This window comes from Pseudoflavonifractor hominis (assembly GCF_014288125.1).
Lineage (GTDB): Bacteria > Bacillota > Clostridia > Oscillospirales > Oscillospiraceae > Pseudoflavonifractor_A > Pseudoflavonifractor_A gallinarum.
This window is the reverse complement of the sequence record NZ_JACOPR010000004.1, coordinates 139522-160926: the sequence shown is the minus strand read 5'-3', so window position 1 is coordinate 160926 and position 21405 is coordinate 139522. Positions and strand designations below refer to the sequence as shown.

Annotated in this window: 19 protein-coding genes and 1 tRNA gene; 12 read left to right on the top strand and 8 right to left on the bottom strand. The window is 64.7% G+C overall.

Annotated elements, in window-relative coordinates:
• The first annotated feature begins 296 nt into the window (after positions 1–296).
• Positions 297–803 (top strand): hypothetical protein, encoded by a 507-nt coding sequence (locus H8S34_RS08545; RefSeq protein ID WP_101692749.1) that lies wholly within the window; start codon positions 297–299, stop codon positions 801–803.
• Positions 804–847: 44 nt separating this feature from the next.
• Here H8S34_RS08545 and H8S34_RS08540 read toward each other — a convergent pair whose 3' ends face one another.
• The 4 genes from H8S34_RS08540 to trhA form a co-directional block, all read right to left on the bottom strand.
• Entirely contained in the window at positions 848–1612 is a 765-nt protein-coding gene (locus tag H8S34_RS08540; protein ID WP_366485804.1) for a glycoside hydrolase family 25 protein, read from the bottom strand.
• Between the two features lie 93 nt (positions 1613–1705).
• Complete coding sequence (locus tag H8S34_RS08535; RefSeq protein WP_186963723.1) at positions 1706–3607, bottom strand: LTA synthase family protein; 1902 nt, start codon at positions 3605–3607, stop codon at positions 1706–1708.
• Positions 3608–3818: 211 nt separating this feature from the next.
• Entirely contained in the window at positions 3819–4688 is an 870-nt protein-coding gene (locus tag H8S34_RS08530) for an NAD(P)-dependent oxidoreductase (RefSeq protein WP_186963722.1), read from the bottom strand.
• Positions 4689–4802: 114 nt separating this feature from the next.
• Complete coding sequence (trhA, locus tag H8S34_RS08525; protein ID WP_101693954.1) at positions 4803–5552, bottom strand: PAQR family membrane homeostasis protein TrhA; 750 nt, start codon at positions 5550–5552, stop codon at positions 4803–4805.
• 139 nt (positions 5553–5691) lie between these two features.
• Between trhA and H8S34_RS08520 the strand changes: the two genes are divergently transcribed.
• Positions 5692–6219 carry a ferritin-like domain-containing protein gene (locus H8S34_RS08520; RefSeq protein ID WP_186963721.1) on the top strand — a complete coding sequence of 176 codons (528 nt, stop codon included), beginning with the start codon at positions 5692–5694 and terminating at the stop codon, positions 6217–6219.
• A gap of 63 nt (positions 6220–6282) precedes the next feature.
• On the opposite strand, the gene rplT is transcribed toward H8S34_RS08520, so the two are convergent.
• Genes rplT through infC form a run of 3 tightly spaced genes read right to left on the bottom strand, consistent with a single transcriptional unit; the run spans position 6283 to position 7498 of the window.
• The gene (rplT, locus tag H8S34_RS08515; RefSeq protein ID WP_087259349.1) at positions 6283–6639 is read right to left on the bottom strand and encodes a 50S ribosomal protein L20; all 357 of its coding nucleotides are present in this window, start codon (positions 6637–6639) and stop codon (positions 6283–6285) included.
• 37 nt (positions 6640–6676) lie between these two features.
• Positions 6677–6880, bottom strand: coding sequence for a 50S ribosomal protein L35 (gene rpmI / locus H8S34_RS08510; RefSeq protein WP_101692753.1), 204 nt, complete (start codon positions 6878–6880; stop codon positions 6677–6679).
• Between the two features lie 57 nt (positions 6881–6937).
• On the bottom strand, positions 6938–7498 hold the full coding sequence (gene infC, locus H8S34_RS08505; RefSeq protein WP_207724933.1) for a translation initiation factor IF-3: 561 nt from the start codon (positions 7496–7498) through the stop codon (positions 6938–6940).
• A gap of 286 nt (positions 7499–7784) precedes the next feature.
• Between infC and H8S34_RS08500 the strand changes: the two genes are divergently transcribed.
• Both H8S34_RS08500 and H8S34_RS08495 read left to right on the top strand, forming a co-directional pair.
• Complete coding sequence (locus tag H8S34_RS08500) at positions 7785–9731, top strand: bifunctional metallophosphatase/5'-nucleotidase (protein ID WP_186963720.1); 1947 nt, start codon at positions 7785–7787, stop codon at positions 9729–9731.
• Positions 9732–9776: 45 nt separating this feature from the next.
• Positions 9777–10508 carry a class I SAM-dependent methyltransferase gene (locus tag H8S34_RS08495; RefSeq protein ID WP_101692755.1) on the top strand — a complete coding sequence of 244 codons (732 nt, stop codon included), beginning with the start codon at positions 9777–9779 and terminating at the stop codon, positions 10506–10508.
• Between the two features lie 111 nt (positions 10509–10619).
• On the opposite strand, the gene sigG is transcribed toward H8S34_RS08495, so the two are convergent.
• Entirely contained in the window at positions 10620–11390 is a 771-nt protein-coding gene (sigG, locus tag H8S34_RS08490; protein ID WP_101692756.1) for an RNA polymerase sporulation sigma factor SigG, read from the bottom strand.
• Between the two features lie 220 nt (positions 11391–11610).
• Here sigG and H8S34_RS08485 point away from each other — a divergent pair.
• The 8 genes from H8S34_RS08485 to cls all read left to right on the top strand — a co-directional run bounded on the left by H8S34_RS08485 (position 11611) and on the right by cls (position 21261).
• A tRNA-Gly gene (locus H8S34_RS08485) sits at positions 11611–11684 on the top strand.
• A 322-nt stretch (positions 11685–12006) separates the two neighbouring features.
• The gene (murB, locus tag H8S34_RS08480; RefSeq protein ID WP_186963719.1) at positions 12007–12921 is read left to right on the top strand and encodes a UDP-N-acetylmuramate dehydrogenase; all 915 of its coding nucleotides are present in this window, start codon (positions 12007–12009) and stop codon (positions 12919–12921) included.
• Positions 12922–12952: 31 nt separating this feature from the next.
• Positions 12953–13813 (top strand): RNase adapter RapZ, encoded by an 861-nt coding sequence (rapZ, locus tag H8S34_RS08475; protein ID WP_101692758.1) that lies wholly within the window; start codon positions 12953–12955, stop codon positions 13811–13813.
• Positions 13814–13861: 48 nt separating this feature from the next.
• The gene (locus tag H8S34_RS08470) at positions 13862–14875 is read left to right on the top strand and encodes a gluconeogenesis factor YvcK family protein (protein ID WP_101692759.1); all 1014 of its coding nucleotides are present in this window, start codon (positions 13862–13864) and stop codon (positions 14873–14875) included.
• A 13-nt stretch (positions 14876–14888) separates the two neighbouring features.
• Positions 14889–15785 carry a DNA-binding protein WhiA gene (gene whiA / locus H8S34_RS08465; RefSeq protein ID WP_101692760.1) on the top strand — a complete coding sequence of 299 codons (897 nt, stop codon included), beginning with the start codon at positions 14889–14891 and terminating at the stop codon, positions 15783–15785.
• Between the two features lie 17 nt (positions 15786–15802).
• Positions 15803–16084, top strand: coding sequence for a hypothetical protein (locus H8S34_RS08460; RefSeq protein WP_145996860.1), 282 nt, complete (start codon positions 15803–15805; stop codon positions 16082–16084).
• A 108-nt stretch (positions 16085–16192) separates the two neighbouring features.
• On the top strand, positions 16193–19729 hold the full coding sequence (locus H8S34_RS08455; RefSeq protein ID WP_186963718.1) for a DNA polymerase III subunit alpha: 3537 nt from the start codon (positions 16193–16195) through the stop codon (positions 19727–19729).
• Positions 19729–21261, top strand: a complete 1533-nt coding sequence (cls, locus tag H8S34_RS08450; RefSeq protein ID WP_186963765.1) for a cardiolipin synthase — start codon at positions 19729–19731, stop codon at positions 21259–21261. The genes H8S34_RS08455 and cls overlap by 1 nt, the downstream gene beginning before the upstream one ends.
• The last annotated feature ends 144 nt before the right edge of the window (positions 21262–21405 follow it).

Below are 21405 nucleotides of genomic sequence, written 5' to 3'. Positions count from 1 at the left end.
CGCTCGGAAAATATGAAATACACGTAACTTACATAATAGTACAAAATTTTTCATTTTACAACCCCTAAAAGCGGGAATACAGGATGTTCCGGTGTTGGAAATGAATTTGGAATTGTGCAGGATAGACAAAGATAACCGGGTGGGAGAGGGGCTGGTCGACAAGGAAGCAAATCCGGACAGGCGTCTGCGTCCAGGGACATTTTTAATCCGATTTTAAAGAAGGGAGCCTTGTCTGTGGGCCGGGGATATTATATGATAGCACCGAACAACCACAGGACAGCGGGAGGAAAGGAAATATGACGAAGGAAGCCTATTTGCAGGGGCTGTGGAATGCCCTGATCCTCCGGGTGGATCGAGCGGAGGCCGAGCGCCTGGTGACCTATTACGAGCGCACCCTGGCGGAAGCGGGGGCGGAGGGAGAGGCGCGCCTGATGGAGCAGTGGGGCACGCCGGAGGAGCTGGCGGCGCGGCTGTGCGGCGTGTCGGACCAGCGGCGCCGGCCGGACCGGCGGACCCGGTGGACGGTGGGCGCGGTGCTGTGCGTCCTGGTGGCGGCCTCCATCTACTCCGGGGCCCGGCAGATCTCCCGCTGGATGGACTGGGGCGCGCACCGGTCGGTGGACGTGGTGACAGAGGCCCAGACGGAGACCACGGTGCTCCTCCCGGGAGAGAGCGACGAAGCCCATGTCTATTATGAGTACACCCTCACCCCCCAGGAAGGGGTGGCCATGTACGGAGACGCGCAGGAGTCGGGATGGGAAGGCAGCGTCTATATAGACGAGAGCACCGTGCAGATACAGTAAAAAAGAATGGCCCTCCGGCAACAAGCCGGAGGGCCGTTTTCTTATTATGCAGTGGGCAGGCCGAAGGCATCGAAGGCCTTCCGGCTGCCCCGGAAGACGTTCAGGTCGATGCGCTGCTCCCGGCCCTGATAGCCCTCCAGCCGGGCGGCGTGGCTGTACTGCCAGAAGTCCCAGTCGTGGAGCAGGGGGGCCACCAGGGGACTGCTGATCCAGAGGGGGTAGTCCTGATACTCCCGCCCGGAGAGATAGAGCTGGTAGGAGCGGTAGGTGGCGTAGAGGATGGGCTTGACGCCGTAGTGCTCCTCCAGCACCTCCAGGAGGGGGTCCAGAATGGCCTTGGTGGCGGCGGCGTCGGCCGGCTCATCCAGATAGGAGCCGTAAAACTCGATGTCCACCACCGGGGGGAGGGAGCCCGGCGTCACCGGCACGGTCTCGATGAAATTCTGGGCCTGGGTCTCGCCGGGGCTGTCGTAGCTGAAGAAATGGTAGGCCCCGGGGCGGATGCCGGCGGCCTGGGAGCCGCTCCAGTTCTCCGCAAAGCGCACGTCCTTGAGGCCGCTGCCCTCGGTGGCCTTGATGAAGGCAAAGTCCACCCCCTGCCCGGCCAGGGAGGTCCAGTCCACCTCCCCCTGGTAGGTGGACACGTCCACGCCGAAGACCTGCCACTCGGGGGGATGGACCTCGTCGGGCAGGAGGATGTAGCCCCGCCAGCGGAGAAAGGCCAGGGTGAGCGCGGCCAGGGCGGCCAGAGCGGCCGCAATGAGAATGAGCCGCAGTAGGATACGAAAAACAGATTTCACAATGCGCACCGGAAAACGAGCCTCCTGTTCGGTTGGGTTGCTTGCGCTTCTCCCCTATCATAGCGGGCTGTGACCCCTTTGGCAAGGGCCGGGGGATGGAATTTATTCCCGCTCAGGGGTGTAGCAGGTGAGCTCCTCCGCAATATAGTGTTCCCCGTAGAGGATGTCGTAGACCAGGGAGCGGTAGATGGAGACGGTCTCCGCGCTCTCCTCGGGCGGAGCGGCGTAGGGCATCCCCGCGCCGTCCACGAAGAGCCGCTCCCGGTAGAGCAGCATGTCCTCACCGGCCTGGTCCACCCAGGTGAACCAGAGGGGCTTCCAGAGCCCCGCCCAGTCCAGGATCTGGGTTCCCATGCCCGAGACGCTCACCAGATCGGGGGCCTCCAGCTCCGCGCCGTAGTTGTTCCACACCACATAGGAGGTCTGGTGCATCCGGAAGAGCTCCTGGGTGTCCCAGTCCTCGGTGTTGGGGGAGGAGGAGTAGCCCAGCTTGGAGTAGATGGAGTCCGAAGTGCCCAGAGAGAGCCCGGGCAGGTGGTCCCCCAGGAAGACCAGGAGGACGGGCTCCCCGCAGTCCTCCAGGGCGTCCACCAGCTTGCCCAGCATGGCGTCGGCGTCGTGGAGGCCGTGGATCAGGGAGTCCAGGGCCCCCAGGTCGGCTCCGGTCAGACTGGGACAGGTATAGTCTATCCCGGAGGGGGAGGAAAATTTCCCGTCGTAATAGGGCTGGTGGTTCTCCATGGTCAGACCGTAGAGGAAGAGGGGGGCGTCCCCCTTCTCCACGAAGAGGGTAAGGAGCTGGTCGGCCAGGGTGTCGTCCGAGAGGTAGCCGCCCGCATACCGGGGCTCCACGGTGAAGTCCTCGTCGTACACCAGCCGGTCGAAGCCGATGGCGGGCAGGTTGGCGGCGCGGTTGTAGAGGCTGTCGTTGTAGGAGTGCACCATGGCGGTCTCATAGCCCTGCCCTTCCAGGGCCTTGACCAGAGAGGGGAGACGGGAGTAGGTGGTGCGGTCGCTGAGGGTGGTGAGGCTCTCCGACGCGCCGGGGAAGGCGGAGGGGACGCCGGTGAAGAGCTCCATCTCCACATTCCCGGTGCCCCCCGCATAGGCGGAGGAGAGGAAGGTCCCCCCGGCGGCCTCCTGCTGGAGGGCGTGGAAGTTGGGGATGGGGTCCTCCGCAAAGGTGATGCCGGGGAGGGCGGTGATGTCGAAGAAGCTCTCCGACAGGATGAGGATGATGTTGGGCTGCTGGGCCTGGGGATCGGCGGGCTCCTGGGCAGCCTCCAGCTGGAGGAGGATGCGGTTGAGGTTGTTCTCGGTGTAGGCATCGGGGGCCTCCATGGCGCTCTCGCACAGGGCGCTGTACATGCCGGAGAGCAGGCCCAGACGCTGGTTGCGCTCCCCCTGGCTCTCCCCCTCGGGGCCGGAGAGGAGGGCGCGGGAGCCGGGCATCCACAGGAGATTGCCCAGCAGGGAGAGGGTCAGGGTCAGGCAGCCCAGGCGGCGGGGGAGCCGGTTCCAGCGGGGAGAGGGCTCCCCCTTGGAGAAGAGAAAGGCCAGCACCAGCAGGAGGAGGGCAAGCCCGATCCCCTGCCAGGTGGCCGTACCCAGCTCCATCCCGGGGCGGAGAAATCCGGCGATCTGCCCGGCCTGCCCGGTCATGGCCAGGTCGCTGGCCAGGATGGGGGCGCCGTTGAGGACCTCCTTCAAGTGGTTGGCGATGGAGAAGAGGAGCAGGGGCAGCGTGAGCATGGCCGCCGCCGCGAAGAATCGCCGGGTCAGAAGCAGGAGCAGCTGCTGGAGCAAAAAGAGAAAGCAGTATGTAAAAAAGACGGCCTGCACATGGCTGTCCATCCAGGCCGCGGCCTCCGGTGCGCCCTGTAAGGTGATGAGCTGGCACAGGTAGAGGAGGAGCAGCGGGGCAAAGCCGATGACGGGAAGGCGGAGCCATGGATTGCGTCTCCATGGTCCCCGCCAGAAACGGAGGATACGATCACGGGTCACGGGGCACATTCGATCCTTTCTGGCTGGAATATCGCGTTTGAGCAAGTATTTTCCCATTGTAGGCGGAGGAAATGGCATTTGTCAATGGCAAAGAGACACAAAAACAGAAAAAGCACCCAGAAACGCCCGAAAAAAGCCCCGGCCCGGATCAGGGAACCGGGCCGGGGCAAACTGCGTCTCCGCAAGAAAAGACTGCATGTTTGAGAAGTGTTCAGCGGGACTGGTAGTACTGGATCAGGGCCTGGGTCCCCTCGTTCTCCAGGCCGTCCTCCGCCATCTTCTCATAGAGGGCGCAGACGGTGTTGAGCATCTCCAGGTCCACGCCGCGGCTGCGGCACTCCTCCTGGACGATGCGCATGTCCTTGATGAAGTGCTTGATGAAAAAGCCGGGGGCAAAATCGCCCTTGAGCACCCGGGGGGCCATATTGGCGATCTGCCAGGAGCCCGCCGCTCCGCCGCCGATGGCCTGGAGCATGGCCTGGGGATCCAGCCCCACCTGCTGGGCGTAGACCAGCGCCTCGGTATAGGCGGCGGTGGCCCCCGCCACGGCGATCTGGTTGGCGGCCTTGGTGTGCTGTCCGGCCCCGGCGGGGCCCATGTAGTGGATGCTCTTGCCCATGCAGGCGAAGAAGGGGGCGGCCGCCTCAAAGTCGGCCTCGTCGCCCCCCACCATGATGGAGAGGGAGGCGTTGCGGGCGCCGCTGTCTCCGCCCGAGACCGGGGCGTCCAGCACGCGGATGCCCCGCTCCTTTCCCAGGGCGTGGAGCCGCTGGGCCAGCGCGGGGGAGGAGGTGGTCATGTCGATGGCCAGCGCGCCGGGCTTGGCGTGGGCAAAGATGCCCTCCGCGCCGGTAAAAACCTCCTCCACGTCGCGGGGATAGCCGACCATGACAAAGATGGCGTCGGCATCCTGGACCGCCTGGGCGATGGTGGAGCAGGGGGTCAGATGATACTGGGCCGCCACTTCAGAGAGGGTTTCAAAACGGCGGGTATAGACGGAAACGCTGTGTCCATGGGCGGCCAGATGGCCGGCCATGGGGCGTCCCATCACACCGGCGCCGATCCATGCGATATGTGCCATAGGGAGGACCTCCTTGGATGAGTTTGTATTCAGTATAGTGCCTCCCGGCCCGGTCTGTCAACCGGAAGGAAAAGGCCGCAGTCCATCGGACTGCGGCCTTGGTGCAGGATCAACTTAGAGGAAAGCGACCACCTGGTACATGAGGATAAAGTGGCAGACGCTGCCCAGCAGGATGAACACGTGGAAGATCTCGTGACAGCCGAAGCGGGGGTTGTTCCGGCCGGGCCACTTGACCGCGTAGAGCACGCCGCCCACTGAGTAGAGCACACCGCCCGCCAGGAGCCAGAAAAATCCGGCGGCGGGGAGCACCTGGGTGAGGGGGACCAGGGCCACCAGCGCCATCCACCCCATGAAGAGGCACAGCCCGGAGGTCACCCAGCGGGGGGCGTCGATCCAGGCCACCGCCAGCGCGAAGCCCGCCAGGGCCAGCGCCCAGATCACCCCGAAGAGGACCCAGCCCCAGAGACCGTAGGTCCGCAGGGGGACCAGACAGATGGGGGTATAGGACCCGGCGATGAGGAGATAGATGGAGGTGTGGTCGTATTTGCGCAGGGCGATGCGGCCCTTGACGCTGGTGTTGACGCAGTGGTAGAGGGTACTGGCCGTATAGAGCCCGATCATGGACAGCCCATAGATCAGAAAGGACACCACATGCCAGGCGTCCAGACCCAGGGCCCAGGCGCGCAGGAGGAGAGCCACGGTGCCCACCACGCCCAGCAGGGCGCCCGCACCGTGGGTAATGGCCGACCAGGGGCGCAGGCCGTCGTAGGGGTCCCGGCCCTGTTCAGAGATCCGCTTCCGGCGGGGAGCGGGGTGGTAGTAGAGCTTGGAGGAATCGCCAGGCAGGATATGTTCATGGTTCATAAAAGTCACCCGATCACGCATAGATTGAAAGGCGTACACCGCCTCTGCTATGGTTAGTATAACACGCATCGCAAGAAATAGTCAACAGGAGTATTAGATATAATATTTAAAATTAGATTTAAGGAAGGGAGGGGTACCGATGGAAATGATCTGCGTGGCCGCGGCCTTCCGCGCGCCGGAGCCCTATCCGGAGATCCGGGTGGAGGGCAGAAACCTCCGCTATGCCCGGGCCATGCTGAGCAACATGGGGGGCGGGACGTCCGAGATGTCCGCGGCGTCCCTGTATCTGTATGACCAGCTGGTGTGCGCCGGGGAGGAGGCGCTGGCCCAGACCTTCCACGAGGTGGCCATGGTGGAGCTCCACCACCTGGAGATCTTCGGGGCGCTGGCGGTGCAGCTGGGGGGCGAGCCACGCCTGTGGAGCGTACAGCGGGGCCGGCGGGTCTGGTGGTCGCCCGAGTACAATCAGTATAACCGGATGATGGGTCCCTTATTGCAGGCCGCCGTCCGGGCGGAGGAGGCCTCCATCCGGATCTACGAGAACCAGGCCCGCTGGATCGGGGACGAGAACGTGCGGGCCAATCTGCGGCGGATTCTGGCCGATGAGCGGTGCCATCTGGAGCTCTTCCGCCAGCGGTGGCAGGAGCACATGGACCGGCGCAGGTAATCGGGAGACAGACAAACAAAAAACCGGAACTCCAGACGGAGTTCCGGTTTTTTCTTAGAAAACTTAGGCCAGCTTGCTCTTGGCCAGCTCGGTCAGCTGGGTGAAAGCAGCCTTGTCGTGGATGGCCAGCTCGGAGAGCATCTTGCGGTTGATCTCCACACCAGCCTTCTTCAGGCCGTTCATGAAGGTGGAGTAGTTCATGCCGTTCTGCTTGCAGCCGGCGGAGATGCGGGCGATCCAGAGCTGACGGAAATCGCGCTTCTTCAGACGGCGGCCGGTGTAAGCGTACACCAGGGACTTCATGACCTGCTCCTTGGCCATCTTGAAGTGCTTGGACTTCGCGCCAAAGTAGCCCTTCGCCAGCTTCAGGGTCTTATTTCTTCTCTTGCGCGTCATCATCGCGCCTTTAACTCTAGCCATTGTAGATTAGCCTCCTATATCAATGAGTAAAAAGTTCTTATTTATAAGGGATCAGACGCTTGATGGCGGGCTCGTTGGTCTTGTCCGCGTAAGCGCCGGCACGGAGGCCTCTCTTCAGCTTGGTGGTCTTGCCGTGACCGTTGAGCAGGTGACGCTTGTTGGCGTGGGCGCGCTTGACCTTGCCGGTCTTGGTGAGGTTGAATCTCTTCTTCGCGCCGCTGTGGGTTTTCAGCTTAGGCATGGTAGTGATCTCCTTTACTTTAACAATATCCAGGATACAGGTAAGAAGGAAGCCCTCTTACTTCTTGGTCTCCTTCGCGGTCTTGGGGGAGAGGAAGATGGACATGTGCCGTCCGTCCAGCTTGGGCTCCTTATCCAACGTGGCGACCTCGCCGCACTCCTCCGCGAATTTCACCAGCAGATTCTTGCCGATGTCCGTATGCGCCATCTCACGGCCGCGGAAGCGGACGGTGACCTTGACGCGGTTGCCCTCGCCCAGGAACTTCTGAGCGTTGCGCAGCTTGACGTTGAAGTCGTTCACGTCAATGCTGGGAGACATGCGGACTTCCTTGATCTCCACGACGCGCTGATTCTTCTTGGCTTCCTTCTCCCGCTTGGTCTGCTCGAACTTGAACTTACCGTAGTCCATGAGCTTGCAGACGGGGGGGACGGCGGTGGGGGAAATCTTCACCAGGTCCAGATCGGCCTCCATGGCCTTCTCCAGCGCCTCCCGGGCAGACATGATACCAAGCTGCTCGCCGGTGGCAGAGACCAGACGGACTTCCTTGTCGCGGATTTCTTCGTTGATTTGATGACCCTTGTTGCTGATACGACAGCACCTCCCATTCTCAATAAGCAAAACAAAAAAGCGGCTACCAGCCCGGTACCCGCAATCGCACGAAAAACACCGCCGGAATTCCGGCGTGTTCTGCAACGCTATCAACCTCTTCGCTCTGTGCTGGAGGTGAGGACGGGGACCGTTCTGCTTTATTGTGCCTGATCAGTATAGCAGGATTCAAGACGCTTGTCAACGGGAAAATGCGAAAAGAGACTTCCCAAAGAGTGCGGGCCGGGGCCCTTCCCTTTTTGTGCAGGTTATGGCATAATGAGACCAGGAAAGACAGAAAAAAGGGAGGATACTGGAAATGAGAGGAGTCCGGTGCATTCCGGTCCTGGTGCTGCTGGGCGCGGTGCTGGCAGGGAGCGCTGCCCCCGCCCGGGCCCAGGGGGAGCGCGATACCCTGCGCATCCTGTTTACCCACGACACCCACGACCACTGGTACCCCACCGAGTCGGAGGGGGGAGCATATGGGGGATACACCCGCCTGGCCACCCTGCTCCGGCAGGAGCGGGAGGCCTTTCCCAGCGGGGAGGGCCAGGCCCTGGTGACCCTGGACGCGGGGGACTTTTCCATGGGGTCCCTGCTCCAGACCATCTACTCCACCGACGCCCCCGAGCTGCGGGCCCTGGGGGAAATGCGGTATGACGCCACCACCTTTGGAAACCACGAGTTCGACTACCGCGCCGGAGGGCTTGCGGCCATGCTGAACGCGGCGGTGGAGAGCGGGGAGACCCTCCCCGCCATCGTGGAGGCCAACTACCGCCCCCCGGAGAGCGACACCGAGAGCTGGGCGGCCTGGGAGAACTACGGCGTCACCGACTATACCGTCATCGAGCGGGGCCGCTCCGCCGACGGGGACCCCCTGCGCATCGCGGTGTTCGGCGTGATGGGGGAGGAGGCCGACTCCAACGCGCCCATGTCCGGCATGGAGTTTGAGCCGGCGGCCCAGGCCGCCCAGCGGGTGGTGCAGGAGATCCAGGCCAGGGAGGAGGCCGACTTCATCGTCTGCCTCTCCCACAGCGGCACGGACAACGGCAAGGGGGAGGACTACGAGCTGGCCCGGAAGGTGGACGGGATCGACGTGATCCTCTCGGGCCACACCCACACCACCCTGGAGGAGCCCATCCGGGTGGGGGACACCCTCATCGTCTCCTGCGGGGCGGACACGGCCAACCTGGGCCGGCTGACGGTGGAGCGGAAGGAGAACGGCGGGCTGGAGCTGGTGGACTACACCCTCCTCCCGGTGGACGAGACCGTGCCCGAGGACCCGGAGATGGTGGCCATGGCCGAGGTCTTTCAGCGAAAGGTGGAGGAGGGATACCTGCGGGACTACGGCCTGGGGTACGACCAGGTGCTGGCCCAAAACCCCTGGTCCTTTCCCGCCATCCAGACCTTTGGAGAGGCGCAGCAGGAGGAACCTCTGGGCAACCTGATCGCCGACTCCTATCTCTATGCGGTGAAGAAGGCCGAGGGGGCGGACTATGTACCGGTGGACTTCGCCGTGGTGGCCGAGGGCGTGATCCGCAGCTCCTTCACCCCGGGGCCCATCACCACGGCGGACGCCTTCCAGGTGTCCTCCCTGGGGATCGGGGCGGACGGGACGCCGGGCTATCCCCTCATCTCGGCCTACCTGTACGGGCATGAGCTGAAGGACGCCTTCGAGGTGGACGCCTCGGTCACGCCCCTGATGCCCGAGGCCCAGCTCTACGGCGCGGGGATGGGCTGGAGCCTCAACCCCCACCGGCTGATCTTCAACAAGGTCACCGACTGCTGGCAGGTGCTGGAGGACGGGAAGCGGGTACCCATCGAGGATGACCGGCTCTACCGGGTGGTGACGGGGCTCTACTGCGGGCAGATGCTGGGGACGGTCAACGGCCAGTCCTTCGGCATCCTGGGCATCACCCCCCGGGACGAGAACGGCGCGCCGGTGGAGGACCTGGAGGCGCGCATCATCCACAACGCCAGCGGCGCGGAGGTGAAGGAGTGGTACGCTCTGGCCTCCTACCTCCGGTCCATGGGGACGGTGGACGAGCGCTATGCCGCTCCCGAGGGGCGCAAGCAGGTGATCCCCTCCTGGAACCCGGTGGACCTGCTCCGCTCCCCCAACCAGGTGGGCCTGACCGTGTACGGCGTGGTGCTGGGCCTGGTGATCCTGGTGCTGCTGGTGGTCTCCAGCGGGGGCCGGAGAAAACGCCGGGCCTACGGGAAGGGACGGGGCCGGGGGAACGGATACCGGCCCTACCGGGGGTAAGCGCGCCGGATGGACAGCATATACAGCATAGAATAAGGTGAAACCATGAAAGAAAACCACTACGACAACGAGACATTTTTTGAAGCATACAGCCGCTTTCCCCGCTCCGTGGAGGGGCTGCGGGCGGCCGGCGAGTGGCACGAGCTGAAAAAGCTCCTGCCCGATTTCACGGACAAGCGGGTGCTGGACCTGGGCTGCGGGTTCGGGTGGCACTGCCGCTATGCCGCGGAGCAGGGGGCCCGGTCGGTGCTGGGGACCGACCTCTCGGAGAAAATGCTGGAGCGGGCCAGGGAAATGACCCAGGACCCCCGCATCACCTACCGCCGGGCGGCCATGGAGGACCTGGAGGGGGAGGCGGGCTCCTTTGATGTGGCCCTCAGCTCACTGGCCCTGCACTACGTGGACGACCTGCGGCCGGTCTTTCAGAAGGTCCACGACCTGCTGGTACCGGGCGGGGTGTTCGTGTTCTCCTGCGAGCACCCGATCTTTACCGCGGAGGGAAGCCAGGACTGGTACTGCGATGGGAACGGCCGGCCGCTCCACTGGCCGGTGGACCGGTACTTTACCGAGGGGAAGCGCACCGCCCATTTCCTGGGCTGTGAGGTGGTGAAATACCACCATACCCTGACCGACTGGCTCAACACGCTGCTGGAGACCGGCTTTGCGCTGGAGCGGGTGGTGGAGCCCCGGCCCGATCCCGCCCTGATGGACGTGCCGGGCATGGCGGACGAGCTGCGCCGCCCCATGATGCTGCTGGTGCGGGGAAGAAGAATATAATAGAAAGAGAATGGGGGCGCTCCGGTGATCATACCGGAGCGCCCTTAGTGTCAGCGAGTGCATGCGGCGGCCTGAGCCTCCGATCCAAAATGCGCGGATTTGGAGAAGCGCTTACATATTTTTGCGCAGCTGCTTGATGGCGTTTTTCTCCAGGCGGGAGACCTGGGCCTGGGAGATGCCCACCTCGGTGGAGACCTCCATCTGAGTCCGCCCCTCGAAAAAGCGCAGGTTGAGGATGTGCCGCTCCCGGTCGGAGAGCTGGGCCATGGCCTCCTTGAGGGCGATTTGCTCCAGCCAGTTCTCGTCGGTGTTTTTGGAGTCCCGCACCTGGTCCATGACGCAGATGGCGTCCCCGCCGTCGGAGTAGACCGGCTCGTAGAGGGAGACCGGGTCCACGATGGCGTCCAGGGCGAAGATGATCTCCTCCCGGCGCACGTCCAGGGCCTTGGCGATCTCCTCGATGGAGGGCTCCCGCTGGTGCTGGGAGAGGAAGGCCTCCTTGACCTGCAAGACCTTGTAGGCGGTGTCCCGCATGGAGCGGGAGACCCGCACGGCGCTGTTGTCCCGGAGATAGCGGCGGATCTCCCCCACGATCATGGGCACGCCGTAGGTGGAGAAGCGCACGTCCAGGTCGGTATTGAAGTTGTCGATGGCCTTGATGAGGCCGATGCACCCCACCTGAAAGAGATCGTCCACGTTTTCGCCGCGGCCGGAAAATTTCTGAATGACCGAGAGGACCAGCCGGAGATTGCCGGAGATCAGGGCCTCCCGGGCTTCCGCGTCTCCGGCCTTGGCCTGTTTCAGCAGCGCCATGGTCTCCTCATTTTTGAGGACCTTGAGCTTGGACGTATTGACGCCGCAGATTTCCACTTTTCCTATCATTGCGCGGTCCCTCCTGTGCAGAAACGGTCTGTTCCTCAGTATTTCCGGGCAGAGAAGGAACATACCGGAAGGCCGGGGGGGATATTTTTTATTGTGGGACCCGATTCGATGGATTTTGCGCAGGAAAGGGGAGCGGGCCAAAAAGCCGGGACCATCTGGAAAAAAATCACTTGCCAAACCGGATGGGGCGTGCTATAATATCCGAGTCAGTAACCAAGATGCAGGTGTAGTTCAATGGTAGAATGTCAGCTTCCCAAGCTGAACACGCGGGTTCGATTCCCGTCACCTGCTCCATGTCGGGGCAAGCGTGCAAGTGCTTGCTCCGACTTTTTTTCCATATCGAACGGCCCTGGCGCCGCGGTATGATGCTTTCAGGGCCGCCCGGCGGACCGCTTGCAGCGGGTCCTGCCGCCTGCCGGCCCTCCTTCCAGGACCCAACACCGCGGGGAGCCTTCTGACAGGGGCTTCCCGCGGTCTTTCTCTGTGATGGGGGGATTTGGGGCGGGCCTATTCTAATCTATGGAAAAAGCTGTTATAATAAGAGTTATAGACTGGCCGGGCCAACGGGGAAATCCCGGGCGGCGGCGGTCAGAGGATCGATCGTTTGGAGGTTTCCATGGACGTTTATTCCGCATTGATTCAGGCACTCAGAGAGAGGTTTCCCGGCATGGAGCTGCGGGAGCGGGAGCCGATGGAGCGGCACACCTCGTTTCGCATCGGGGGGCCCGCCCGGCTGATGGCGCTGCCCCGCAGTGAGGAGGAGGCCGCGGGCGTGGTCCAGGCGGCCCGCGCCCATGGGATCGAGCCCTTTTTCATGGGCAACGGCTCCAACCTTCTGGTGTCGGACACCGGGTATGAGGGCTTGATTCTCAAGACCTTTGACGGGATGGACCATCTCTCGGTGGAGGGGGAGGTCATCCGGGCCGGAAGCGGGGTGCTGCTCTCCCGGCTGGCCAACTTTGCCCTGGAGCACGGCCTCACCGGGCTGGAGTTTGCCCACGGCATCCCCGGCACCGTGGGAGGCGCCCTGATGATGAACGCGGGGGCCTACGGCGGCGAGATGTGCCAGGTCGCCCAGGAGACCCGGGTCCTCACGCCGGAGGGGACCATCTGCGCCGTGGCGGGGGAGGAGCAGGGCTTCTCCTACCGGCACAGCGCCTTTTCCGACGGCACGCGCCTGATCCTGGGCGGCGTCTTCCGCCTGGAGCGGGGGGAGCGGAGCGACATCCGCGCCAAGATGGAGGACCTGGCCGCCCGCCGCCGGGGGAAGCAGCCCCTGGAGTACCCCAGCGCGGGGAGCACCTTCAAGCGGCCCGAGGGGCACTTTGCCGCCGCCCTCATCGAGCGCTGCGGCCTGAAGGGCAAGCGCGTGGGGGGCGCCCAGGTGTCGGAGAAGCACGCGGGCTTTGTCATCAACCGGGGCGGGGCCACCTGCGCCGACGTGATGGATCTGACCGCCCACATCCGGGAGACCGTCTTCCGGGAGACCGGCGTGACGCTGGAGATGGAGGTTCGTACCCTGGGGATCTGAGCGGTCCCCGCGGGAGAGAGGAGCAAGAGGGATGGAATTTGTGATCATTTCCGGCCTGTCCGGAGCGGGAAAGAGCAAGACGGCGTCCTTTATCGAGGACATGGGATTTTACGTGGTGGACAACATGCCCGCCCCGCTCATCCCCAAGTTTGCCGAGCTGTGCATGGCGGGACAGGGCAAGTATCAGCGGGTGGCCCTGGTGACCGACATCCGGGGCGGACACACCTTTGACGACCTCTTTGAGGCCCTGAGCGCCCTGAAGGAGATGGGGTGCGTGTACAAGATCCTCTTTGTGGAGGCCGCCCCCGAGGCCATCATCAAGCGCTACAAGGAGACCAGGCGCATCCACCCCCTCTCCCGGGACGGGCGGTCCCTGGCCCAGGCCGTCCAGGAGGAGCGGGACGCCCTCCAGCCGGTGCGGCAGCGGGCCGAGTACATCATCGACACCACCGCCCTCTCCACCGCCAAGCTGCGGGGGGAGGTGCTGCGCCTCTTCGGAGACGGGCAGGTCCCCCACGCCATGAGCATCAACGTCATCTCCTTCGGCTTCAAGTACGGCATCCCCATCGAGGCCGACCTGGTCTTTGACGTGCGCTTCCTGCCCAACCCCTATTACATCGCGGAGCTGCGCACCCAGACCGGACTGGACGAGCCGGTGCGCTCCTTCGTGTTCCACTACCAACAGACCCGGGATTTCATGACCCATCTGGAGAACCTGATGAACTTCCTCCTGCCCCAGTACGTGGCCGAGGGAAAGACCGTGCTGGTCATCGCCGTGGGCTGCACCGGCGGACAGCACCGCTCGGTGGCCGTCACCCGGGCCCTGGCCGAGTTCATTCGCCAGAAGGGCTATGACGCCAGCGAGAACCACCGGGACATGACCCGGGCATAAGGCTTGCCGTGGGGCAGGCCCCACCCATTCAGCGCGGAGGAATCGTACATGACAGAACGGAATTGCTGTGAAGTGGGCCGCGGCCCCAAGATCGTGGCCATCGGCGGTGGGACGGGACTGTCCACCATGCTGCGCGGCCTGAAGCTACATACCCGCAATCTCACGGCCATCGTCACCGTGGCCGACGACGGCGGCGGATCGGGGGTGCTGCGGGAGGACCTGGGTATGCCGCCTCCGGGGGACATCCGCCACTGCATGGAGGCCCTGGCCAACGCCGAGCCGGTGATGGAGCAGCTGCTCAGCTACCGCTTTCCCAGCGGCTCGGGGCGGCTGACCGGGCAGTCCTTCGGCAACCTCATCCTGGCCGCCCTCAACGGGATCTACCCCTCCTTCGACGAGGCGGTGGCCCGCATGAGCGAGGTACTGGCCATCTCGGGGCGCATCCTCCCGGTGACCAACGAGAACGTGCAGCTGGAGGCCACCTTCGAAAACGGCACCTCCGTGGTGGGGGAGTCCAAGATCTTCCAGTTCAAGAAGGAGCAGGACTGCCGCATCCGCAGCGTCCGGCTCCTGCCCGAGCGTCCGGCCGCCCTGCCTGCGGCGGTGGAGGCCATTGAGGAGGCCGAGCTCATCCTCCTGGGGCCGGGGAGCCTCTACACCAGCGTGATCCCCAACCTGCTGGTGGACGGGATCGCCGAGGCGGTGTGCCGCTCCAAGGCCCTCAAGCTCTACATCTGCAACATCATGACCCAGGACGGCGAGACCGAGGGAATGACGGCCTCCGACCACGTGGCCGCCCTCCTGGACCACTCCGGCCCGGGGCTGGTGGACCTGTGCCTGTGCAACTCCGCCCCGGTGCGGCCCGGCCTTCTGGAGCGCTACCGGGAGGAGGACGCCATCCCCATCACCGTGGACAAGGAGGCCATCGAGGCCCTGGGGGTGGAGCTGGTCACCCGTCCGGTCTCCTCCGAGACCTCCAACTACGCCCGCCACTCGGTGACCCGTCTGGCCCAGGCGGTGATGGAGATCTACGAAGAGCGGGCCCACACCCGGATCTTTTAAGGGGGGAGCGGCCATGTCCTTCGCATCGGAGACCAAGGGGGAGCTGTGCCGGAATGAGCTCTCCCGCCGCTGCTGCGCCCAGGCGGAAGCCTACGGGGTGCTGCTCTTCTGCAATCAGTTTTCGGCCGCCGGGGCCCGGATCGTCACCGAATCCGAGGAGTTTGCCCGGCGGCTTCCGGCCCTCTTCAAGAAGGCCTTCAAGCTCCGCTTTGACCGCCAGACCGAGCCGGAGCACCGGGGAAAGTACATCTTCGCCATTCAGGATGCGGACAAGCTCTCCGCCATCTGCGAGGTCTTCGGCTACGACCCCGGGGAGACCCTGGCCCACCACATCAATTTCGCCGTGTTGGAGGAGGAGCACTGCCGCACCGCCTTCTTCCGGGGGGCCTTTCTGGCGGGGGGATCGGTGACCGACCCCACCAAGCGCTACCACCTGGAGCTGGCCACCTCCCACTACAACGTGAGCCGGGAGATGAGCGCCCTGCTGCGGGAGGCGGGCTTCTTCCCCAAGGAGACCACCCGCAAGTCCCACTACATCACCTATTTCAAACAGAGCGAGACCATCGAGGACTTCCTCACCGGCATCGGCGCGCCCCTCTCGGCCATGGCCGTGATGAACGCCAAGGCGGAGAAGGCGGTGGTGGGGGGCGTCAACCGCCGGGTGAACTGCGACGCGGCCAACCTGGACAAGGCGGTGGAGGCCGCCCAGGAGCAGATCGAGGCCATCCACCGGCTGGAAGAGCGGGGGATGCTGGACGAGCTCCCCCCCAAGCTGCGCGCCACGGCGGAGGTCCGCCTTGCCCATCCGGAGCTCACCCTCTCCCAGCTGGCCGAGGCCCTGGACCCGCCGGTGACCAAGTCCTGCCTCAACCACCGGCTGCGCAAGCTGATGGAGCTGGGGAAAGCATAACGGAAGGAGGAACACCCATGCAGAGAACACCATCCGGCCGCCAGATGGCGGTGCTGGCAGGAGGGATCGTCCTGCTGCTGCTGGGCGCGGTGAGCCAGACCGCCCTGCAGGCCCAGGCCGTCGCCCTGGTCTGCTATGTGGCGGGCGTGCTGTGCCTGGCCTTCGGCATCCAGGGCGGCGTGCGGCGGAAGACCTGCCCCCTGTGCCGGGCCACCCTGCGCACCCCCACCGACCAGCTGCCCGGACAGACGGAGCAGTACCGCTGCCCCAACTGCGGCAGCATCGTGAAGCCGAAATAAGAAAGGGGCGTCGGGGACGCCGCCCCCGACAACAGACCGTAGGGGCGGGCCTCCGGACCGCCCATTTGCCCCCACACGCATACAGATCCGATCAAAAGGAGGAGACCCATGTCCTTTGTCCATTTACATGTCCATACGGAGTATAGCCTTCTGGATGGCGCGTGCCGCATCGGAGGGCTGGTGCAGCGGGTGAAGGACCTGGGGCAGAGCGCGGTGGCCATCACAGACCACGGCGTGATGTACGGCGTGATCGACTTCTACAAGGCCTGCAAGGCGGCGGGGATCAAGCCCATCATCGGGTGCGAGGTCTACGTGGCCCCCCGCACCCGCTTTGACAAGGTCCACGAGCTGGACTCGGCCGCCCGCCACCTGGTGCTCCTGTGCCAAAACGAGGTGGGCTACCGGAATCTGAGCTATCTGGTCTCCCAGGCCTTTCTGGAGGGCTTTTATATCAAGCCGAGAGTGGACATGGACCTGCTGCGGGCGCACTCCGAGGGGCTCATCGCCCTCTCGGCCTGTCTGGCGGGGGCGGTGCCCCGGCTCCTCCTGGGGAGCAACTACGAGGGGGCCAAGGCCCACGCCCTGGAGATGCAGGAGATCTTCGGGGAGGGGAACTACTACCTGGAGATCCAGGACCACGGCATCCCCGCCCAGCGGGAGGCCGCCGAGGGCATCTTCCGCCTCCACCGGGAGACCGGCATCCCCCTGGTGCTCACCAACGACGCTCACTATCTGACCCGGGAGGACTCGGCCATGCAGGACACCCTCATGGCCATCCAGATGGGCAAGACGGTGGACGACCCCTCCCGGATGCGCTTTGAGACCCGGGAATTCTATATCAAGTCGGAGGAGGAGATGGCCGCCCTCTTCCCCGAGTACCCCGAGGCGGTGGCCAATACAGCCCGCATCGCCGAGCGGTGCCAGGTGGAGTTCGAGTTCGGCAAGTACCACCTGCCCGAGTTCAAGCTCCCCGAGGGGTACACCGACGGGGACGCCTATTTCCAAAAGCTCTGTGACGAGGGCTTTGCCCGGCGCTACCCCGACGCGCCCCCCGCCTACCGGGAGCGGCTGGAGTACGAGATGGGGGTCATCCGCCAGATGGGCTTTGTGGAGTACTTCCTCATCGTCTCCGACTTCATCCACTACGCCAAGAGCCACCAGATCCCCGTGGGACCGGGCCGCGGCTCGGCGGCCGGGTCCATGGTGGCCTACTGCCTGCGCATCACCGAGATCGACCCCATGCGCTACGACCTGTACTTCGAGCGCTTCCTCAACCCGGAGCGGGTGACCATGCCCGACATCGACGTGGACTTCTGCATCCGCCGGCGGCAGGAGGTCATCGAGTACGTCCAGCGCAAGTACGGTCCCGACCACGTGGCCCAGATCGTCACCTTCGGCACCATGGCCGCCAAGGGGGCCATCCGGGACGTGGGCCGGGCCCTCAACATCCCCTACGCCGAGGTGGACGCGGTGGCCAAGCAGGTGCCCAGCGGCCCGGGGGCGCTCCACATCACCCTGGACGAGTCCATCCGGCTCTCCAAGCCCCTGCGGGAGGCCTATGAGGGAGATGGGACCATCCGCCGCCTCATTGACACGGCCAAGGCCATCGAGGGCATGCCCCGCCACGCCTCCACCCACGCCGCGGGGGTGGTCATCACCCGCCGCCCGGTCCACGAGTACGTGCCCCTGGCGAAAAACGACGAATCGGTGGTCACCCAGTACACCATGACCACCCTGGAGGAGCTGGGCCTGCTCAAGATGGACTTTCTGGGCCTGCGCAACCTGACGGTGCTGGACGACGCGGTGAAGCTGGTCCAGGCCCGGGAGCCGGACTTTTCCCTGGAAAACCTGCCCGACCACGACCCGGCCGTCTTCCAGATGCTCTCCGAGGGCAAGACCTCGGGCGTCTTCCAGATGGAGTCGGCCGGCATGACCGGCGTGTGCGTGAGCCTCAAGCCCCAGAACATCGAGGACATCACCGCCATCATCGCCCTCTACCGCCCCGGCCCCATGGAGTCCATCCCCCGGTTCATCGCCTGCAAGCAGAACCCGGAGAAGATCACCTACAAGCACCCCTCCCTCCGGCCCATCCTGGAGGTGACCTACGGGTGCATCGTCTACCAGGAGCAGGTCATCCGCATCTTCCAGGACATGGCGGGCTACTCCCTGGGACAGGCCGACATGGTGCGCCGGGCCATCTCCAAGAAGAAAAAGGACCAGATCGAGCGGGAGCGCAAGGCCTTCATCTACGGCGACCCCGACCGGGGGATCGACGGGTGCATCGCCCGGGGCATCCCGGAGCAGGTGGGCCAGGACGTGTACGACGAGATCTACGATTTCGCCAACTACGCCTTCAACAAGGCCCACGCGGTGAGCTACGCGGTGGTGGCCTACCAGACCGCCTGGTTCAAGCGCCACCGCACCCGGGAGTATATGGCCGCCCTCCTCACCTCGGTGCTGGATTCCAGCGAGAAGGTGGCCGAGTATATCGCCGAGTGCAAGGACTGCGGGATCTCCCTCCTGCCCCCCGACATCAACGAGTCGGGGGCCTCCTTCACCGTGTCCGGGGAGAACCTGCGCTTCGGCCTGGCCGCCGTGAAGGGGGTGGGCTGGGGCTTCGTGCGGGACGTGCTCGCCGAGCGGGAGAAGGGGCCCTTCCGGGACTTCCCCGACTTCTGCCTGCGGCTCTTTGACCACGACCTCAACAAGCGGGTGCTGGAGAACCTGATCCGCTGCGGGGCCTTCGACTCCATGGGGGTGCGCCGCTCCCAGCTGCTGGACGCCTACGAGCAGCTGGTGGACACCATCGCCCAGAACAAGCGGAAAAACCTGGCCGGACAGTTCGACCTCTTCGGCGGCGGAGGGGACGCCATGGAGACCGCCCCCCAGCTGGTATTGCGGGACATCCCGGAGTTCAGCCGGCAGGAGCGCATGACCATGGAGAAGGAGACCACCGGCCTCTACCTGACCGGTCACCCCATGGACGAGTACCGGGCGGCCGCCCGGGCCTGCCGGGCCGTGCCCATCGGCTCCATCACCGCCGACTTCGCCCGGGAGGGCGGACCGGAGCGCTATGCCGACGGGCAGAAGGTGACCATCGCCGGGGTGGTGACGGCCTCCAAGACCCGGACCACCCGGAGCAACAGCCTCATGGCCTACGCCACCCTGGAGGACGACACCGGCGCGCTGGAGGTCCTCATCTTCTCCCGGGTGCTGGGGGAGTGCAGCGCCTGCCTGCAGGAGAACACCCCGGTGGTGGCCGAGGGGCGCATCTCGGTGCGGGATGAAAAGCCCCCCCAGCTCATGTGCGACAGCCTGCGCCCCCTCCAGGGCGCGCCCGAGAGCGGCCCCTCCGCCCCGGCCGAGCCGGAGGCGGGGAAGGTGCGCAAGCTCTACCTCCGCCTGCCCGCCCGGGAGGACCCCCGCTGGCGGCACATCCTGCGGGTTCTCCTCATGTTCCCGGGGAGCGAGCCTTTGCGGGCCAAGTTCGCCGCGGAGGGACAGTGGACCCCGGCCTACCCCTGCCAGATCCACCCCCTGCTCCTGGAGGAGCTGCGGGGCCTGCTGGGGGAGGAGAACGTGGTGGTCCAGTCGGGCAAGCCTGAGGTGCTGACGCCCCTGCCGGGCGGGGAGGCGTTCCTATGATGAAGAAACTGGCTTCCATCCTCTTCCACCGGCTGACCATGACGGCGCTGCTGCTGGTGGTGCAGCTGGCCCTGCTGCTGGCCATGATGGGGCGCTTTTCCGCGTACTTTGTCTATTTCTACTGGTTCTGCATCGCCCTCTCGGTGGCGGCGGTGCTGTGGATCGTGGGGAACAAGAGCGACCCGGGCTATAAGATCGCCTGGATCATCCCCATTCTGCTCTTCCCGGTCTTCGGGGGACTGATCTACCTCCTCCTGGGCGGCAACCGGCTCTCCCCCCGGCAGCAGAGAAAGATGCAGGGCATGGACCGGCAGATGGCCTCCGCCCTGGAGCGGGACTGCAAGGCCGAGGAGCTCTCCGGCTTTGGGGCCGACGCGGTGAACCAGGCCCGCTATCTGGAGCAGTACGCCCACGCCCCGGCCTACAACCACACCGAGGCCACCTATTTCCCCCTGGGGGACGACGCCTTCCCCCGGATGCTGGAGGAGCTGCGCAAGGCCAAGCGGTATATCTTCGTGGAGTATTTCATCATCGAGCAGGGGGTCTTCTGGGACTCCATTCTGGAGGTGCTGGAGGAGAAGGTGCGGGAGGGCCTGGACGTGCGGGTCATCTACGACGACATCGGCAGCCTCTTCACCCTGCCCAAGGACTACGCCGCCCAGCTGGAGGCAAAGGGCATCCGGTGCTGCGTGTTCAACCGCTTCATCCCCATCCTCTCCCTGCGCCTGAACAACCGGGACCACCGGAAGCTGTGCATCATCGACGGCCACACGGGCTTTACCGGCGGGATCAACCTGGCTGACGAGTATATCAACCGGGCGGTCAAGTACGGCCACTGGAAGGACACCGCCATCCTCCTGCGGGGGGAGGCGGTGTGGAGCATGACGGTGATGTTCCTCACCATGTGGGACTACATGCGGGGGGAGGAGTGCATGGAGGATTTCCGCCCGGCCTCCCTGCCGCCCGAGTGCGCCCACTGCGGGGACTACTTCGTCCAGCCCTACACCGACAGCCCCCTGGACGGGGAGCCGGTGGGGGAGACCGTCTACCTCAACCTCATCAACAAGGCCAAGAAGTATATCTACCTGACCACCCCCTACCTCATCGTCAGCAACAGCGTCAACACCGCCCTGTGCAACGCGGCCAAGGCGGGGGTGGACGTGCGCATCATCACCCCCCACATCCCCGACAAGAAGGTCATCTTCGAGGTGACCCGGGCCCACTACGAGTCCCTGCTGGAGGCGGGGGTGCAGATCTTCGAGTACACCCCCGGCTTCATGCACGGGAAGAACTTCGTGGTGGACGACCAGTTCGGCACGGTGGGGACGGTCAACATGGACTACCGCAGCATGTTCCTCCACTTCGAGGACGGCGTGTGGCTGTGCGGCGCGCCCTGCCTGCGGGACATCAAGGAGGACTTCCTCCGCACCCAGGCGCAGAGCGAGCGGATCACCCTCCAGCGCTGCCGGGCCCACTCGGGCGTGCGGCGGCTCTTCCGCGCGGTGCTGCGGATTTTGGCGCCTTTGATGTAAACGTGTTCTCAGATTGCGCTGCAAGAGCCTCGCAGAGTTCCGCCGTCCGCAGACGGCGGAAGAGAATCAAATTGTGTTTTCCGGCGGCGTGTACGTCGGAAAACACTCTGCTCAGGCCGCAAGTGTGCGAGCGTCAGCGAGTGC